Origin of the sequence: Methylomonas sp. LWB, from assembly GCF_001856095.1 — a bacterium.
Classification (GTDB): Bacteria; Pseudomonadota; Gammaproteobacteria; order Methylococcales; family Methylomonadaceae; genus Methylomonas; species Methylomonas koyamae_A.
The window spans coordinates 1-16,474 of record NZ_MKMC01000011.1 but is presented as its reverse complement, the minus strand read 5'-3'; the positions used below and the strand labels follow the sequence as shown (position 1 = coordinate 16,474).

General features: G+C 56.2%; 16 protein-coding genes. 7 read left to right on the top strand and 9 right to left on the bottom strand.

Features of this window, described 5'->3' with window-relative positions; genetic code table 11:
• Positions 1–312: 312 nt before the first annotated feature.
• From prlC to hemB, 7 genes are read right to left on the bottom strand one after another with little or no spacing between them, the layout of a single operon-like run.
• Positions 313–2,403, bottom strand: coding sequence for an oligopeptidase A (prlC, locus tag BJL95_RS05595; protein WP_071156163.1), 2,091 nt, complete (start codon positions 2,401–2,403; stop codon positions 313–315).
• Between the two features lie 29 nt (positions 2,404–2,432).
• Positions 2,433–3,791, bottom strand: a complete 1,359-nt coding sequence (locus tag BJL95_RS05590) for an HDOD domain-containing protein (RefSeq protein WP_071156161.1) — start codon at positions 3,789–3,791, stop codon at positions 2,433–2,435.
• Between the two features lies 1 nt (position 3,792).
• Positions 3,793–5,079 carry an HDOD domain-containing protein gene (locus BJL95_RS05585; protein ID WP_071156159.1) on the bottom strand — a complete coding sequence of 429 codons (1,287 nt, stop codon included), beginning with the start codon at positions 5,077–5,079 and terminating at the stop codon, positions 3,793–3,795.
• Position 5,080: 1 nt separating this feature from the next.
• Positions 5,081–6,361, bottom strand: a complete 1,281-nt coding sequence (locus BJL95_RS05580; protein WP_071156157.1) for an HDOD domain-containing protein — start codon at positions 6,359–6,361, stop codon at positions 5,081–5,083.
• A gap of 60 nt (positions 6,362–6,421) precedes the next feature.
• A complete protein-coding gene (gene aroE / locus BJL95_RS05575; RefSeq protein ID WP_071156155.1) occupies positions 6,422–7,270 on the bottom strand; it encodes a shikimate dehydrogenase in 849 nt (282 codons plus the stop codon).
• Positions 7,267–7,809: a hypothetical protein gene (locus BJL95_RS05570; protein WP_064030015.1), complete on the bottom strand. Its 543-nt coding sequence runs from the start codon at positions 7,807–7,809 to the stop codon at positions 7,267–7,269. The genes aroE and BJL95_RS05570 overlap by 4 nt, the downstream gene beginning before the upstream one ends.
• Positions 7,810–7,820: 11 nt before the next feature.
• A complete protein-coding gene (hemB, locus tag BJL95_RS05565; protein WP_071156223.1) occupies positions 7,821–8,828 on the bottom strand; it encodes a porphobilinogen synthase in 1,008 nt (335 codons plus the stop codon).
• Between the two features lie 153 nt (positions 8,829–8,981).
• Here hemB and BJL95_RS05560 point away from each other — a divergent pair, with 153 nt between their 5' ends.
• The 4 genes from BJL95_RS05560 (at position 8,982) to BJL95_RS05545 (ending at position 11,870) form a co-directional block, all read left to right on the top strand.
• Complete coding sequence (locus tag BJL95_RS05560) at positions 8,982–9,629, top strand: phospholipid-binding protein MlaC (protein ID WP_064029930.1); 648 nt, start codon at positions 8,982–8,984, stop codon at positions 9,627–9,629.
• A gap of 54 nt (positions 9,630–9,683) precedes the next feature.
• Positions 9,684–10,415 (top strand): carboxy-S-adenosyl-L-methionine synthase CmoA, encoded by a 732-nt coding sequence (gene cmoA, locus BJL95_RS05555; protein WP_064029928.1) that lies wholly within the window; start codon positions 9,684–9,686, stop codon positions 10,413–10,415.
• Positions 10,412–11,383 (top strand): tRNA 5-methoxyuridine(34)/uridine 5-oxyacetic acid(34) synthase CmoB, encoded by a 972-nt coding sequence (cmoB, locus tag BJL95_RS05550; RefSeq protein ID WP_071156153.1) that lies wholly within the window; start codon positions 10,412–10,414, stop codon positions 11,381–11,383. Before cmoA ends, cmoB begins: the two co-directional genes overlap by 4 nt.
• A 130-nt stretch (positions 11,384–11,513) precedes the next feature.
• Positions 11,514–11,870, top strand: coding sequence for a helix-hairpin-helix domain-containing protein (locus BJL95_RS05545; protein WP_071156151.1), 357 nt, complete (start codon positions 11,514–11,516; stop codon positions 11,868–11,870).
• Between the two features lie 41 nt (positions 11,871–11,911).
• Here BJL95_RS05545 and BJL95_RS05540 read toward each other — a convergent pair whose 3' ends face one another.
• On the bottom strand, positions 11,912–12,259 hold the full coding sequence (locus BJL95_RS05540; protein WP_071156149.1) for a phenylpyruvate tautomerase MIF-related protein: 348 nt from the start codon (positions 12,257–12,259) through the stop codon (positions 11,912–11,914).
• 31 nt (positions 12,260–12,290) lie between these two features.
• Complete coding sequence (thpR, locus tag BJL95_RS05535; protein WP_071156147.1) at positions 12,291–12,800, bottom strand: RNA 2',3'-cyclic phosphodiesterase; 510 nt, start codon at positions 12,798–12,800, stop codon at positions 12,291–12,293.
• Positions 12,801–13,086: 286 nt separating this feature from the next.
• On the opposite strand from thpR, the gene hxlA reads away from it, so the two are divergent.
• From hxlA to tkt, 3 genes are all read left to right on the top strand, one after another.
• Positions 13,087–13,734: a 3-hexulose-6-phosphate synthase gene (hxlA, locus tag BJL95_RS25625; RefSeq protein ID WP_064029921.1), complete on the top strand. Its 648-nt coding sequence runs from the start codon at positions 13,087–13,089 to the stop codon at positions 13,732–13,734.
• Between the two features lie 3 nt (positions 13,735–13,737).
• Positions 13,738–14,271, top strand: coding sequence for a 6-phospho-3-hexuloisomerase (gene hxlB / locus BJL95_RS25620; protein ID WP_071156145.1), 534 nt, complete (start codon positions 13,738–13,740; stop codon positions 14,269–14,271).
• A 197-nt stretch (positions 14,272–14,468) separates the two neighbouring features.
• A partial coding sequence (gene tkt / locus BJL95_RS05520) for a transketolase (protein WP_071156221.1) occupies positions 14,469–16,474 on the top strand: 2,006 nt, incomplete at its 3' end.

Below are 16,474 nucleotides of genomic sequence, written 5' to 3'. Positions count from 1 at the left end.
GCTGCTTATGCCCTTTGAAAAACGCCAGCGCGCTGGTCGGACCCGGTGCGCGAGGTAGCTCGCGATGTGCCGACACGAGGCGGTGCGGCTTGGCGAGGCTGTGGGTAGTGATCGCCGCCTGTATTCTCAACGGCAGATGATCTGAGTTTCAGGTAGCCGAGATTCTCTCGATTCAAGTTTCAAGCGATCAAAGCATGTCTTACAAACAGGGGAGTGCCGGCGGCGAGAACTGTCCGAACCGGTTCAGTTCGATTGCGAACGACCGGTTCTAGACTAACGGGCTCTTGACCAGCCTGATTCACGCTGCCGTCGCTAAGCGGCAATCCCGTTATGCCGTAGCAAGGCGTCAATCCGCGGTTCGCGGCCGCGGAAGTTTTTAAATAAAGTCATCGCGTCGCTGCTGCCGCCTTGTTCCAGGATATTGCGCAGGAAGGATTCGCCGGTCGCGCGGTCGAAAATACCCTTTTCCTCGAACAGCGAGAAGGCGTCGGCCGACAGGACTTCGGCCCATTTATAGCTGTAATAACCGGCGGCGTAACCGCCCGCGAAGATATGCGAGAAGCTGTGGGCGAAGCGGTTGAATTCGGGGGGCTTGACCACCGCGACTTGCTCGCGCACTTGCTGCAAGGTCTGATATATCCGTCCGCCCTTGGCCGGGTCGTAGTGCTGGTGAATTTTGAAGTCGAACAGGCTGAATTCCAGTTGCCGCACCATCATCATGCCGGCCTGAAAGTTTTTCGCGGCCAGCATCTTATCGTACAGCGCATCCGGCAATGCCTCTCCGGTTTGGTGACGGCCGGAAATCAGGCCCAGGGCTTCCCTGTCCCAGCACCAGTTTTCCATGAACTGGCTGGGCAGTTCCACTGCGTCCCATTCCACGCCGTTGATGCCGGACACGCCGAGGTGGTCGATCTGAGTCAGCATGTGATGCAGACCGTGGCCGAATTCGTGGAACAGGGTTTCCACTTCGTCGTGAGTTAGCAGGGCGGGGTCGTTGCCGGACGGCGGTACGAGTTCCATACTCGTTACCGCACCCCCACCATCCCTGGCGATCGGCGGCGTGAAGTTGCAGGTCAGGTAGGCGACTGGCGTTTGCAGGCCGGTCGAGGTTTTCTTGCGGCAGACGCAATCGTCCATCCAGGCGCCGCCGCGCTTCTTGGCGCGGGCGTACAAGTCCAGGAAGAAGCGGCCGCGTAGTGCGCCGTCCTTGTCGACAATTTGATAAAAGCGCACATCCGGGTGCCAGGCGTCGAACTCCCGGATTTCGCTGATTTGCAGACCATACAGGCGTTCGACGATCGCGAACAAGCCGGGTACGACTTTATTGTCCGGAAAGTAGGTCTTCACTTCTTCTTGCGACAACTGATAGTAGTGCTGGCGCATTTTTTCCGAGTAGTAGCCGATGTCCCAGGCTTGCAGGTCGTGCAGGCCGTGTTCCTGGGCGGCGTATTCCTTCAGCTCGGTCAGGTCGCGGCGCGCCTGACGCCAGGATTTGTCGGCCAGGTCTTCCAGAAATTTGACCACATCGTCGGTGGACTTGGCCATTTTGGTGGCCAGTGAATATTCCGCGTAATTGCTGAATCCCAGCAATTGGGCCTTTTCGTGGCGCAGAGCCAAAATCTGCTCCATGATGTCGGTGTTGTCCCATTGGCCGGCGTGTGGACCTTGGTCGGATGCGCGGGTGCAGAAGGCTTCGTAATGCTCGCGCCGCAGTTCCCGATTGTCGGCGTAGGTCATGATCGCCAGATAGGACGGAAATTGTAGATTGATCAACCAGCCGTCCTTGCCTTCGGCTTCGGCAGCCTGTTTCGCTTGGGCAATGGCCGACTCGGGCAGGCCGGCCAAATCGTCGAGATGGGTAATTTGCTTGTGCCAGGCGTTGGTGGCGTCGAGCAGGTTTTCCTCGAACTGGCTGGCCAACTTGGACAGTTGCTGACTGATCTCCTTGTAGCGCGCTTGTTGCTCGGCTGGAAGGTCGACACCGGACAAATGAAAATCGCGTAGTGCGTTATCGATAATCTTTTGTTGGGCGGGTTCGAGATTGGCGAATTCATCGCTGTCGCGAATGGCTTTGTAGGCTTGTTGCAGCGCCTTGTTTTGGCCGGTTTCGGTGGCGTAGGCGCTGAGTTTGCCAAGGCAGGCGTTGTAGGCGTCGCGCATGGCGTCGCTGTTCACGACCGAATTCATGTGGCTGACCGGCGACCAGGCCTTGTTCAGGCGATCTTCGGCTTCCTCGATGGGCTCGATCAGGTTATGCCAGGTGTAGGGGCCGCCGCCTGCTAGCTGGGTATCAATGGCGGCGCGAGCATTGGTCAGTAATTGATCGATTGCCGGTTCGACATGTTCGGGCAGAATTTTGGAAAATTGCGGGAGTTCGGTACGTTCTAATAAAGGATTGGTCATTACGGTAGCCGGAAAGTAATCGGAAAAAATCAGGATAACAGTTGCATCGCCGCCTGCACGCGGGCCTGAGCCTTTTGTAACACGGAAAGCGAAAAATCGGGGTTGAGCTTGCCCTCGCTGAGTTTGGCGTAGGCCGGTATCGAGCAAATATAGGGTAGGTCGCGGGATTTGCCGCTACCGAAATAGCTGTGTAATTTGGCTAGCATGACAATGTCGCTCAGCGTCAGTTCCGAGCCGCTGTCATACAGCCAATTTTCGGCGAGCGGCGGAATGCCGGTTAGGGTTTCCGAGAAGCCCAAGGTATGCAGTACCAGAGTGCCGACCGGAGCGCGCAGATAGGTTAGCGAGGCTTGTAACTCCTCCAGGCTGGGGCTGGCGTCCGGGAAGTGTTCGGCAAAATGCAGTAGCGGTATCGCGCCAATGTCGGCGACCAAACCGGCCAGCAAGGCGTCTTCCGGGTTGATGCGGCTGCACGCCTGGGCCAGCACGAAGCTGAGGCTGGAGACGTACAAACTGCTCCGCCACAGCGCTTGCATGGCTTTCATCAGCGCTGGGTCCTTGCAATGGAACAGTTGCTTCAAGCTGATGCCCAGAACCAAGTTGCGAGTCGCGTTGAGGCCGATGCGCGATACCGCGTCGTGGCAATTGTGGATCGTGTTGCCGGTGGAATACAGAGCGCTGTTGGCAACCTGAATCAGTTTGGCGACGATGGGCGGATCGAGTTGGATAATTTCGACGGCGTCGGCTATCCCTATCTCCTTGCGCATCGCTTCCTTGAGTTTAAGCGCGACGTCGGGTAACGAGGGCAACCTTAACTGATTTTCCCGGTAGGCTTGGGCAAAGCTGACAAAGAACTGGTGGCCGTTCAACGACTCGGGGAGTTCGATATCCACCAGTTCAACACAGCTGGTCGATTCTCGGCAGTGGTCGGACCATAGCCGGTTCAGCTCTATCGAGACTTCCAGGATCAAGACGTCGTCGAGCGCGGTGGCGGTGGCGCCGCAACGCGTGGCGCTGTTTAACGGCAGATGGGCTCGCGGGGTGTCGGCAACGATTTCGTAGCTGCTGTCGCTGTCGGGTTGCATGCTGAGCCGCCCTCGCACTAAATAAAACACGCTGTCGGTGCGCTGGTCGAAGGTGAAAATCACCGAATGTTTGGCGTAGCGGAGGGTTTGGCGCGGCAGCGCGGCCAAATGGGCATCGTCGAGATTGCGTAGCGGAACGAATTGCTTGAGTTCCACCGGAGGCAGGGATTGTTTGAGCCGCGACATCGGCGGTGTCACGCCCGGTATTTCCACCGGTATGTTTGCGTTTTTCGCGGCGATGTTGGTTGGCGCCGAAGACGTTGGCGGCGGCGTTTTTTTGAAGAGGCGCGTGAACCAGTTCATGTCAGGCCCGGAAAAATGCCAAGGCCTCGGCGATTTGCTGTTTGGCGTCCTGCAGTACTTGCAGGGACATGTCGGGCGTTAAAGCGCAGTCGTCCAGTTTATGAAACGCCGGCAAGGTGTTCAGAGGCGGCAATTTGTGCATCCGGATGCCCCCCAACTGACTGTGAAATTTGGCCAACAATACAATGTCGTGCAATTGCAGGCCCTCGCCGGCGTCGTAATACCAGTTTCCGGTTTGCGCCGGAATTTGGATCAGCGTGTCCGGAAAATGCCATTTTTTCAGGATGAAAGTGCCGAACAGCCCCTGTAGGTAGTCGATGCAAGCGTCGAGTTCGGCCTCGGTGTACTCTGAAGCGGGCAGGCTACCAGCCAATGTAATGATAGGCAAGACGCCGATATTGTGAGTCAGGCCGGCAAGCAAGGCTTCGTCGGCGTTGATCTTTTTACCGAGACCGGCCAAGGTACAACTCAAACTGGCGATTTGTATGCTCTGCTTCCAGGCTTGCTGGGATTTTTGCTGAAGCACTTTATTGGTGCTGCGGAACAATTGGTGTAGGCTGACGCTGGTGACCAGATTTTGAGTAATTTTGAAGCCCAGATGATTGACCGCATCGTGGCTATTGCTGACCGGCTTTAAGCCTCGGTAGATCGGACTGTTGGCGACCTGTACCAGTTTGGACGAAATCGCCGGATCCAGATTAACGATTTTCACCGCATCGGCGACGCTGATGTCTTTTTGCAATGCACTACGCAGCCTTAAGGCGACGTCGGGCAGGCTGGGGACTTGCAGCGCGTCGGCGTCGTAGGCCGCGCAAAGTTTCGCGAATAGCGGGCTATTACGCAGTTCGGCGGGCGGATTGGCGCGGTTTGCCAGCGGATTGTGTGGCTGAGCACTGCTTTGTCGCAGTAACGATAGTGGTAGGTAAATCAGCTGGGATGGGGTTTGGGCAATGGCGCTGACGCTATGTTCGCCGTGAGCCGCCAACGGATAGCAGGCCTTGAAGGTATTCTCTTCAACCGTGTATCCGCCGTTGGCCGACTCCAGAAACACTTTGCCGCTGTAGAGATAAATCAAGGTGTCGGAGGCTTCGCCGCGATTGAAGACGATGTCCCCGGCATTGAACTGGCATAACGCAATCGGCAGTTTTATCAGTTCTTTGCTGTCCTGCTCGCCGATCGGGATCAGTTTGCGTAAAAACTCGATGGGCAGACGGTGGGCCGGACGTTCGCCGTTGCTTGCCGCGGCGACGGGTTTGGTCGCCGCCCGTTTAAATAACTTGCCGAACATATCAAGTGATGAAGGTGTTCAAAGCTTCCTGAATCTTGGCTTTGGCGTCGTGCAGGATCGCCAGCGTGTTTTCCGGCGACAGCGAAAAGGTTTTCAGTTTGGCCGCCGCCGGGATCGCGCTGATTGCCGGCAGATCGGCGTTGGCCTTTTTGCCGATCAAGGCATGTAGTCGAGAGAGCACGACAATGTCGGTCAGTGTTAACGTGTCACCGCTAGCGTGAAACCAATCGCTGGAATGTTTGGCCGCCTGAATGAACTCATCGGCAAAATCCCATTCCTTGAGCACGACCGCGCCGACCGGCGCTCTGACGACGGGGATCGCTTGTTCGATTTCGGTCTCATTGTGGTACTCGAGCGGCAAGTCCGCCACGAAGCTGAGAAATGGAATCACGCCGATGTCGCAGGTTAACCCGGCCAACAGCGCATCTTCCGGATTTTGTTGCTGGCTGTGGCTGGCCAGCACGTGACAAAGGCTGGACAAATACAGGCTTTGTTTCCACAAATCTTCGAGGTAAGTCTTCAGCAGCGGCGATTTGGATTTGAAAATCTGCTTGATACTCAGCGCCGTGACCAAACTGCGCGTGGCGTTCAGGCCGATGCGGATCACCGCATCCTTACAGTTTTTGGCGGGGACAGTGGTCAAGTACAACGGGCAGTTGGCCACTTCGATCAGTTTGGCCGAGATAGCCGGGTCGAGTTGAATGATCTTGACCGCGTCATCGATATTGACGTCTTTTTGGATGGCTTGGCGCAACTTGATCGCCACTTCCGGCAGCGACGGAATTTCCAGTTCGTGGTGGTGGTGCTGGAAATGGTCGGCGAACAGCGATAACAGGCGGTTACCTTGCAAGTCTTCCGGTACGTCCAGTTTGCCGTGGTCGAAGCGGCCGGAGGTGAGCATGATTTTTAACGACACCCGCAGAATACTAATGTCGGTTTTGGCGGTGGCCGTCGCGGTTTGTTTGGCGCCGCTACAGATCGGAAACTTGGCTTGCGCGCTGCCGGCGCTGATTTCGTAACCTTTACCGTGCTGATCGGCCAAAATCACGGTTCCGTCAAGCAAGAAAATCGCGCAGGTCGAAGGCTCGTTGACCGAAAACAGGGTTCGACCGGCTGAGTAGGTTTCGACGTGGTTCTCGGCCGCGAAGGTTTGCAGGATTTCTTCGCTCAGGTTTCTGATTGGGAAGAGTTGCCGCAAGGTTTCGGTCGTGATGGGCTGTGTTCCCAGCGGGGCTGGGGATTTGCCGGAGACTTTGCCGAATAATGATTTGATGGCCTTCATGTTGGTCCGTTAAGCAATGATGGATCGTGGAAGAGTGATTGTCGTTGGGGTGGACGGAGGTCAATCGTTTCGAAGCGGAGGCAGCGTTCGCTCGCGGTTCAGCAAATCGATGACCGGACGGGTGTCCGGTCTGACGCCCCGCCAAAGATAGAAGGCCTCGGCGGCCTGCTCCACCAGCATGCCCAAGCCGTCGAGGCAGAGCGAGGCGCCGTGCCGAAGGCCCCAGTTTACGAATGCGGTAGGCTGGTTGGCATAAGCCAAATCGTAGCAGCAGCCGCCGTCGGCGAGAATATCGTCGGCCAGCGGCGGCAGGTCGCCGCCCAAACTGGCGGAGGTTGCATTCAAAATGACGTCGAAGCGGCTGTTCAAATCAGCGTAGCCGCAGGCGTGCAACTCTCCAAGATCGGCAAACTCATCGGCAATGGCCTCGGCTTTTTCGAGTGTCCGATTGGCGATGACGAGCTGCGCCGGTGCCTGTTCCAGCAGCGGCGCGACGATACCGCGTGTCGCGCCGCCGGCCCCGAGCACTAAGATACGGCTGGCGCGCAACGGAATACGATGGTTGATGGTCAGGTCGTTGAGCAGGCCGACGCCGTCGGTATTATCGCCGAGGATGCGGCCGTCGGCCTGGCGCGCCAGGGTATTGACGGCTTTGGCGAGCAGGGCGCGGTCGCCGAGGCGGTCCGCGAATTGCCAGGCGAGTTCCTTGAGCGGCACCGTGCAATTGAGACCCTTGCCGCCGTCGGCAAAGAAGGTCTCGACAGCGGAACGAAATTGCTCGGCCGGTACGTCCGCCGCCCGGTATTGCAGACGTTGACCGGTTTGTTCGGCGAACAGGCCGTGGATGCGCGGCGATTTGCTGTGGTTAATCGGGTGGCCGAATACGGCGTATTGGTCGATGGCTGTCATTGGTCGGCTTGTTTGCGGGATTTGAATTCCCAATACAGGGTGACGATGACGAGCAGGCCGGCGAGCACGCTGACGGGTAACATGAACTGTTCAACGTAGGCGATAATAATCGCGCATGCGCCGAGAAACAGGCCGATCAAACCCAGTTGCCAGCCGATACGGATGCCGTCCAGCATCGTGGCCAACGACAGAATCAGCAACACCACCAGCGTCGCGGCGTTTTCGTCGATACGGCCCGATTTCTGCAGTAGAAACGCGCCGCCGGCGACCAAAACCGCACTGGCCCAGTGCAGCAATTGTTCCTTGAACGCAGCGGCGAAGTCGAACGTGTGGTTTTTGGCTTTCATCCGGCCGATGGCGATCGAAATGCCGGCGAATACGGTGACCATGAACAACCAGAAAGCGTAACCGTCTTCCGGCGAAAAGCGGGTGACGGCGATACCCAGCATGGACAGCAGCAGGAGCAGAATGAATACACCTTCCTCCAGCCGTGATTGCCGACGCTGTTCGGCATTGCGGATGTCGCGCGCGGTCGCCATGGCTTGTCGATCTAGGTTTGTTGCAGCCATTGTGCCGCCGGTTTGGCGAAGTAAGTCAAAATTGCGTCGCAGCCGGCCCGTTTGAAGGCGAGTAAGGATTCCAGCACGACCTGACGTTCGTCTAGCCAGCCGTTTTGGGCGGCGGCTTTCAGCATCGCGTATTCGCCGCTGACTTGGTAAGCGAACGTCGGAACGCCGAAACGATCCTTGGTGCGGCGAATGATGTCCAGATAGGGCATGCCCGGTTTGATCATGATCATGTCGGCGCCTTCTTGTAAATCGAGCGCGATTTCTCGGATCGCTTCGTCGGAATTGGCGGGGTCCATTTGGTAGCTGTATTTGTTGCCTCCGCCCAGATTGCCGGCCGAGCCGACCGCGTCGCGGAACGGGCCGTAGAAACTGGAGGCATATTTGGCCGAATAGGCCAGAATGCGGGTGTTTGGGTGGCTCTGGGACTCCAGGACGTTGCGGATCGCACCGATTCTGCCGTCCATCATGTCGGACGGCGCGACGATGTCGGCACCGGCCTCGGCATGGGATAGGGCTTGTTTGCACAGCACGTCGACGGTGGCGTCGTTGACGACGTATCCGTCAGCGTCAATCAGGCCGTCCTGGCCGTGCGTGGTGAACGGGTCGAGCGCGACGTCGGTAATTACGCCGAGGTCCGGAAATTCAGATTTCAACGCTCGCGTACAACGTTGCGCCAGGCCGTCGGGATTGTAGGCTTCTTCTGCGTTCAGCGATTTTTGACCGGGGTCGACGACTGGAAAGAGCGCGACGGCGGGGATACCCAACTTGACTAAGGATTCGGCTTCCCGCAACAGCTGGTCGATGGACAGGCGGCTGATGCCGGGCATCGACGCCACGGCTTGTTGGACGGATTGGCCTTCGACGACAAATAATGGGCAGATCAAGTCGTCGGTAGTCAGGTGGTTTTCCCGCATTAACCGGCGGGAAAAATTCTGGGAGCGCATGCGGCGCATCCGGGTGGTTGGGAAAAAGTCGTTAGGGGTAGACATCTTTTCCATAGTAAAATAGTGAGGTGTTTGCCGATCCTCCGCGGGTTGGTCGAGCCTGAGGCTGGGTTTTCCGCTTCGGACCTTAATTGTAGCAGTGTATGGTTTGGGAAGGCTGAAATTAGCGCCCTGTATCCTTATTAAGAGATGGTTTATATGTATATCAAACGTTATTTGCAGTTTTTATTGATGGCGATTTGGGCGGCGACGGCGTTGGGCTGGGCTTCCGGCGCGGCGGCGGAAGGCGAGCCGCAGAAGATTATCGAGGACGCCTCGAACAAGCTGAAGCAACGCATGCAGGAGCCTGGGTTTACGCAGGATTTCAAAAAAATCACGGTGTTCGTACACGACGTGATCTACCCGCATGTCGATTTCGACCTAATTTCGACGTTGGTGCTCGGCAAAATGTGGAAAGACGCTACGCCGGCCGAGAAGGACGGTTTTAAGAAGGAGTTCCAAACCCTGTTGATTCGCACCTATTCCAGAGCGTTTGTCGAGTTCAAGGACTGGTCGGTGCGTTTTCTGCCGGTTAGCAGCGAAGGCGACGATAAAAAGGTATTGATCAAAACCGAAATCTTGCAACCTGGCTTGCAACCGATTGCGGTCAACTACCGTATGCTGAACGAGAAAGGGGCTTGGAAAGTCTACGACATCCTGATCGAGGGTGTTAGCTTGGTCACCAACTATCGGACCAGCTTTAAAAACGAGGTCGAACGTTCCGGATCGTTGCAGGAAGTGATCAATCAGTTGGCCAAGCGCAATACCGAGGCGCTCAGCAACAACAACGTCCCCAACAATTCTTAAGTATTCGCCAGTCTTGCTTGGCCGCGCTTGTTCAAACCAGCGCGGCCGCTCCTCATGCCAGCTTCGAAAGATTCTTTATACGCCAGTCCGCTAGGCGAAATCGCGGCATTTAGCTTCGACGAGAACGTCGTCAAGGTCTTTCCGGACATGATTCGACGCTCGGTGCCGGGCTACGGCACGATGATTTCCGCAATTGGTTTGTTGGCCGGCCGTTACGCCCGCGAAAACAGTCGATGTTACGACTTGGGGTGTTCGTTAGGTGCGGCGGCATTGGCCATGCGCGCCAACATTGCTGTCCGAAACTGCAAAATCGTGGCGGTCGACTGTTCGGAGGCGATGATCGAGCAATGTCGGCGCGATATTGAGCTGGCCCCGGCGGAGGTCGACATCGAATGGCGTTGCGCCGATATTCGCGATATTGAAATTCGCGATGCATCGGTGGTTGTGCTGAATTTCACGCTGCAATTCATACCTCTCGAAGACCGTGGTCGCTTTATCGCTGGGCTTTACGACGGCCTACTCCCTGGCGGCGTGTTGATCTTGTCCGAGAAGCTGGCGTTCGATGACAAGCGTCAGCAGGATCTGCAAACCGAAATGCACCATCTGTTTAAGAAGGCGCAAGGGTATAGCGAACTGGAGATCAGTCAAAAGCGAACTGCGTTGGAGAACGTCTTGATACCGGAGACTTTCTCCGAGCATCGCGCGCGCCTGGAAGCAGCGGGGTTTTCCAGTGTCGAGGTTTGGTTCCAGTACTTCAATTTCGCGTCAATGATCGCGTTGAAATGATCGATTACCGGCCTTTATTCAACTTGCTTGTCGAGGCGGGAGGTCAGCGCTGGGCGGCATTATTGCTGGGGCAGTTAGCTACGGCATTCGATGAAACCGGGCATGGCGATTTGCGACGCTGGCGGAGCGTGGTCGATGCATTGCCGCCTCTGACACCGAGCGTTTGCGACTTGCTCGATCAAGTACAAATCGGCGGCGACTCGGACATTTCCGAAACGGCACGCTCCGAGTTACGCGAGCGGTTGATGGCCTTGCATCCTTGGCGGAAGGGGCCGTATCGTCTTTTCGGTATCGAGATCGACACCGAATGGCGCTCCGATTGGAAGTGGCGTCGTGTTAAAGATGCCATTGCGCCGTTGCGCAACCGATTGGTACTGGATGTCGGTTGCGGAAACGGTTACTACGCCTGGCGGATGTGGGGCGCCGGCGCCAGAATGGTGATCGGTATCGATCCGACTCTGTTGAGCGTGATGCAATTTCAGGCGGTTCGTCGTCTGCACGGCGGCGATGCGCCAGTCTTCGTTTTGCCGCTGGGTATAGAGGATGTGCCGGCGGACTTGGGAATTTTCGATACGGTATTTTCGATGGGGGTTTTATATCACCGGCGTTCGCCGATCGATCATTTGCTGGAATTGAAAGGTTGCCTGAGGTCGGGTGGCGAGTTGGTGTTGGAAACCTTGGTGATCGACGGCGGGCCGGACCGCGTACTGTTGCCGGAACGACGTTATGCCAGCATGCGCAATGTTTGGTTTTTGCCGAGTTGTGAAGCAATGTTGGTTTGGTTGCGTCGTTGCGGTTTTCGAGACGTGCGATTAACGAGCGTTGAAAAAACGCGTGTGGAAGAGCAGCGTTCGACCGATTGGATGCGCTTTCAGTCGCTGACGGACTTTTTGGATCCTAACGACTCGGATAAGACTATCGAAGGCCTGCCGGCTCCTGTCAGAGCTGTGTTTGTCGCCACGGCATAGGGGTTAGTTATTTTCGGAATTTCGTATTGAAAAAATAGGTTTAGCTTCTACAATCGACTAGCTTTTCAAGTCATTCTTAATGGAATGAGCCGATTAAGCCTAATCTCTAACTAAATTACGAGGTCGAATTATGAAAAAGCTATTTCTGGTTCTATTGCTTTGTTCGTTTTGGGTGAATGCTGAACCCATCAATATCAATCAGGCAGACGCGGAAGCAATTTCCACTGCCTTAACCGGAGTCGGCCCGAAAAAAGCCGAGGCCATCGTGCAGTATCGCAAGGAGCATGGTGATTTTAAAAGTTTGAAGGATTTAGAGGCGGTCAAAGGCATTGGCGAAAAAACCGCTATGGCGAACGAGAAAAATATTCTGTTCGGCGATGGTGTGCCAGTTCCATCTGATACTAAAACGGAAAAAACGGAAAAAGCCGGTAAGGCAGCAAGCGCCGAGAAGCCGGACAAGGGTAAATCCGAAGTTAAGCCTAAATAACGCGACTGAACCGGCGCGCTTGCGCGCCGGATTTTGCGCTGTCAGCCGAACGTCGAGCTGTTCCAGCCCCAAAACTCAGCCGGACAATTACTGAACTCAATGTAAATTCGGTCGCCAGCGATGCCGAGTTCCTCGGACAATATTTGGCAGAGGGACGCTGAAAGCTTTGTGGCTTGGCTGGCGCTGAGCCCTATGCTTTTGCACTCCAAATAAGCTAAAGGAGAATCGCTGCCGGCAAACAGCATGAAGTGATTTCCGGAAATGTCGATCATGACATAGCGTTCCGGTTTTCCGGTCTCCTGGGCTAGCAAGCGCGAGAAGGCTTTCAGCAGGTTAGGAGATTGTTCGGCGGTAATAGGGATGTTAGTGCGCAGTTTCAGCATGGGCATGGTCGGTTCTCCTCAGATTTGTATCGGCTGCTTATGACAATGATGGCCACTCCTCAAGAACCCGATATTGGCGGCGTCCGGAGTTTGATACCGACTCGGCCAGGCAAAAGCCGGTGGCGCGCCAAGTTATCGGTTCGAATTCGGTATCGAGTGGGCGTTTGATTTTACGACATAGCGTGATGTGTGGAGTGAAGGGGCGGTTGTCGATTGGTATGTCCAGCCCCTTGCTGATTCTGGTCAATTGTTCGGAAAGTTCGCTCACGGCAGTTAATCCGTCGGTGGACGTCAGGCAAAGTATGCTGGGTTTTTGCCAAAAATCGAGCCGGTCGAACGTCAGTTCGGCGCCGTGAAATTTGATGGTGTTGGCTCGTCTGCGCAGTTCCCGTTCTTGTTTGGGATTTACGGTGCCTAAAAACACCAACGTAACGTGCAAGTTGGAGATAGCCAGAGGAGTTATTGGGCGATCAAGGTGTTGAATTAGCTGCTGGAGTTTGGCTAGGGCGTCAAGTGGTGGCCAGAGCGCGAAAAATAAGCGTTTCATAGACAGTGCTAGGGTGAGCGGGTTGGTGTTTTAGAGTCAACTATCGTCCTGAAAAGGCGATTTCCCATCGGGAAATTTCGCGGTTTGCGATGTTGGGTTTTTCGGCCGATAAAATCTTGGTCCGAGTGCCCTGAAGCTTTGTATTTGGCGGCAGTCAAGCATTGACAGCCGTGCTATTTCTATCTTACAGTTACAGATGCATCACACGTACGTGACTAGCCTAGCGGGTTGTGGCAATTTGCGAGAATCAGCTATCAATAAAATAAAACTTTTCGGAGCACATCACATGGCAAGACCATTAATTCAAATGGCGTTGGACTCACTGGATTTCAACCAAACCGTCGCGCTGGCCGACCAGGTAGCCCCTTACGTCGACATTTTCGAAATTGGCACCCCTTGCATCAAATACAACGGTGTCAATTTGGTCAAAGAACTGAGACAACGTTACCCCGATAAATTGTTGTTGGTTGACCTGAAAACCATGGATGCCGGCGAATACGAAGCTGGTGCTTTCTACGCTGCCGGCGCGGACATCTGCACCGTATTGGGTGTTTCCGGTCTGGCTACTATTGGTGGCGTGATCAAGGCGGCTAAAAAATATGCTGCCGAAGTGCAAGTCGACTTGATTAACGTGCCTAACAAAGGCGAGTGCGCTCGCGAATCCGCGAAGCTGGGCGCCCAAATCATGGGTGTACACACCGGTCTGGACGCACAAGCGGCCGGTCAAACGCCTTTCACCGACTTGGCCGAAGTCGCCAACCTGGGCTTGAACGTTCGCGTTTCCGTTGCCGGCGGTATCAAACCAGCCACTATCGATCAAACCGTTAAAGCTGGAGCCAATATTATAGTTGTCGGCGCGGCTATCTACGGCGCTCCGTCACCTGCCGAAGCGGCTCGTGAAATCCGTGAATTGGTCGACGTGGCGGCGGTGTAAGTCATGCATCAAGAGTTAGTCTTAAGCAAAATTTCCAGCATTCTGGAAGCGACACCCGATTCGCACGACAAAACTTTGGTCGACATGTTGGACCAGGCCAAGCGCGTGTTCATTTCTGGTGCTGGTCGCTCCAAATTGGTCGGTAATTTTTTCGCGATGCGGCTGATGCATGGTGGCTATGATGTCAGCGTTGTCGGTGAAATCGTCACGCCTAGTATTAAAGCCGGCGACTTGTTGATCATTATTTCCGGCTCCGGAGAAACTGAGCAGCTGGTGGCCTTCACCAAGAAAGCTAAAGAAGTGGGTGCGAAAATCGCGCTGATTTCGGCCAAAGACGATTCGACTATCGGCGATTTGGCCGACGTTACGTTGCAAATCGGTCGTGCCGAACAATACGGTAAAGTCAGAGGCATGCCTATGGGTACCGTATTTGAATTGTCTACTCTGCTTTTCCTCGAGGCTACGATTTCCCATGTCATTCATGAGAAGGGTATCCCGGAAGAAGAAATGAGATCGAGACACGCCAACTTGGAATAAGGACGGCGTCAAAGCCGCGGGCGTCACTTGTCGGTCGCGGCTTTGGACATTTACAAGGTATCAAGGTGATGCCAATTCCGGCAGTCTGTTAAACAGTAGCGTCGTGTTGGTTTTCCTTGCAATTACCAAGCCCCAGCCAGAGCGATGTTCTAGTTTACGGGCATCGTACCTAAAATAACAAAATAAAGGAGACCAACATGCCTTCGCGCCGAGACTTAGCGAACGCCATACGCGCACTTAGCATGGACGCCGTCCAAAAAGCCAACTCCGGCCACCCTGGTGCGCCGATGGGCATGGCCGACATCGCTGAAGTATTGTGGAACGATTTTCTGAGCCACAACCCCACCAACCCCAAATGGCCGAATCGCGACCGCTTTGTCCTGTCCAACGGTCACGGCTCCATGCTGATTTACTCGCTGTTGCACCTGAGCGGCTATAACCTGCCGATCGACCAGTTGAAACAGTTCCGGCAACTGCACTCCAAAACGCCGGGTCACCCGGAATACGGCTACACCGACGGCGTCGAAACCACCACCGGCCCCTTGGGCCAAGGCATCACCAATGCCGTCGGTTTCGCCATCGCCGAACGCGCGCTGGCCGGTCAATTCAACCGTCCCGGCCACGACATCGTCGACCACCACACCTACGTGTTCCTGGGCGACGGCTGCTTGATGGAAGGCATTTCCCACGAAGCCTGCTCGCTGGCCGGCTCCATGGGCCTGGGTAAACTGATCGCCATCTACGACGACAACAACATCTCCATCGACGGCGAAGTGCGCGGCCACGGCGACGTCCACGGCTGGTTCCTGGACGACACCCCGAAACGCTTCGAAGCCTACGGCTGGCACGTCATCCCCAAAGTCGACGGCCACGACCCGGAAGCCGTGAAGAAAGCCATCGAGGCCGCCAAAAGCGTCACCGATAAGCCCTCCATCCTCTGCTGCCAAACCATCATCGGTTTCGGCTCGCCGAACAAACAAGGCAAGGAAGAATGCCACGGAGCCGCCCTCGGTGAAGCCGAAGTCGCCGCCACCCGCGAAAAACTCGGTTGGCCGCACGCCCCGTTCGAAATCCCCGCCGACATCTACGCCGGATGGGACGCCAAAGCCAAGGGCGCCGAACGCGAAGCCGCCTGGAACGCCCAATTCGCCGCCTACCAAGCCGCGCATCCGGCCCTGGCCGCCGAATTCGAACGCCGCGTGGTCAAAGGCCAACTGCCCGGCGACTGGAGCGAAAAAGCCAATGCCTTCATCGCCGACGTCAATGCCAAAGCCGAAACCATCGCCAGCCGCAAAGCCTCGCAAAATACCCTGAACGGCTTCGGCCCGCTGTTGCCCGAACTCTTGGGCGGCTCCGCCGACCTGGCCGGTTCCAACCTGACCCTGTGGAAAGGCTGCAAAGACATCAACGCCAGCGGATACGACGGCAACTACGCCTACTACGGCGTCCGCGAATTCGGCATGAGCGCCATCATGAACGGCATCGCCCTGCACGGCGGCTTCAAGCCCTACGGCGCCACCTTCCTGATGTTCAGCGAATACGCCCGCAACGCGTTGCGGATGGCCGCACTGATGAAAGCGCCGACCATCTTCGTCTACACCCACGACTCCATCGGTCTGGGCGAAGACGGCCCGACCCACCAACCGATCGAACAAACCGCCACGCTGCGCATGATCCCCAACATGCAAGTCTGGCGTCCGTGCGACGCGGTGGAATCGGCGGTCAGCTGGAAAGCCGCGATCGAACGCACCGACGGCCCGAGCACCCTGATCTTCTCCCGGCAAAACCTGCCGCACATGCCGCGCAGCCAAGCCCAGATCGACGCGATCGCCAAAGGCGGCTACATCCTGAGCGGCGAAGGCAATCCGGACGCCATCATCATCGCCACCGGCTCCGAAGTCGAACTGGCGGCGAAAGCGGCCGAAGCGTTGAGCGCCAAAGGCAAAAACATCCGCGTGGTGTCCATGCCGTCGACCAACGTGTTCGAAGCGCAAGATCAGGCGTACAAAGACAGCGTACTGCCGCCGAGCGTGACCGCGCGCGTGGTAGTCGAAGCCGGCGTGACCGACAGCTGGTGGAAATACGCGGGCAGCCAAGGCCGAGTCGTGGGCCTGGACCGCTTCGGCGAATCGGCCCCGGCCGGCCAACTCTTCAAGGAGTTCGGCTTTACCGTGGATAATGTCGTCGCTAATGTGGAAGCCGT

Coding starts and splice junctions, on each gene's coding strand:
- prlC (WP_071156163.1), bottom strand. CDS start 2,403: ATGACCAATCCTTTATTAGAACGTACCGAACTCCCGCAATTTTCCAAA.
- BJL95_RS05590 (WP_071156161.1), bottom strand. CDS start 3,791: ATGAACTGGTTCACGCGCCTCTTCAAAAAAACGCCGCCGCCAACGTCT.
- BJL95_RS05585 (WP_071156159.1), bottom strand. CDS start 5,079: ATGTTCGGCAAGTTATTTAAACGGGCGGCGACCAAACCCGTCGCCGCG.
- BJL95_RS05580 (WP_071156157.1), bottom strand. CDS start 6,361: ATGAAGGCCATCAAATCATTATTCGGCAAAGTCTCCGGCAAATCCCCA.
- aroE (WP_071156155.1), bottom strand. CDS start 7,270: ATGACAGCCATCGACCAATACGCCGTATTCGGCCACCCGATTAACCAC.
- BJL95_RS05570 (WP_064030015.1), bottom strand. CDS start 7,809: ATGGCGACCGCGCGCGACATCCGCAATGCCGAACAGCGTCGGCAATCA.
- hemB (WP_071156223.1), bottom strand. CDS start 8,828: ATGTCTACCCCTAACGACTTTTTCCCAACCACCCGGATGCGCCGCATG.
- BJL95_RS05560 (WP_064029930.1), top strand. CDS start 8,982: ATGTATATCAAACGTTATTTGCAGTTTTTATTGATGGCGATTTGGGCG.
- cmoA (WP_064029928.1), top strand. CDS start 9,684: ATGCCAGCTTCGAAAGATTCTTTATACGCCAGTCCGCTAGGCGAAATC.
- cmoB (WP_071156153.1), top strand. CDS start 10,412: ATGATCGATTACCGGCCTTTATTCAACTTGCTTGTCGAGGCGGGAGGT.
- BJL95_RS05545 (WP_071156151.1), top strand. CDS start 11,514: ATGAAAAAGCTATTTCTGGTTCTATTGCTTTGTTCGTTTTGGGTGAAT.
- BJL95_RS05540 (WP_071156149.1), bottom strand. CDS start 12,259: ATGCCCATGCTGAAACTGCGCACTAACATCCCTATTACCGCCGAACAA.
- thpR (WP_071156147.1), bottom strand. CDS start 12,800: ATGAAACGCTTATTTTTCGCGCTCTGGCCACCACTTGACGCCCTAGCC.
- hxlA (WP_064029921.1), top strand. CDS start 13,087: ATGGCAAGACCATTAATTCAAATGGCGTTGGACTCACTGGATTTCAAC.
- hxlB (WP_071156145.1), top strand. CDS start 13,738: ATGCATCAAGAGTTAGTCTTAAGCAAAATTTCCAGCATTCTGGAAGCG.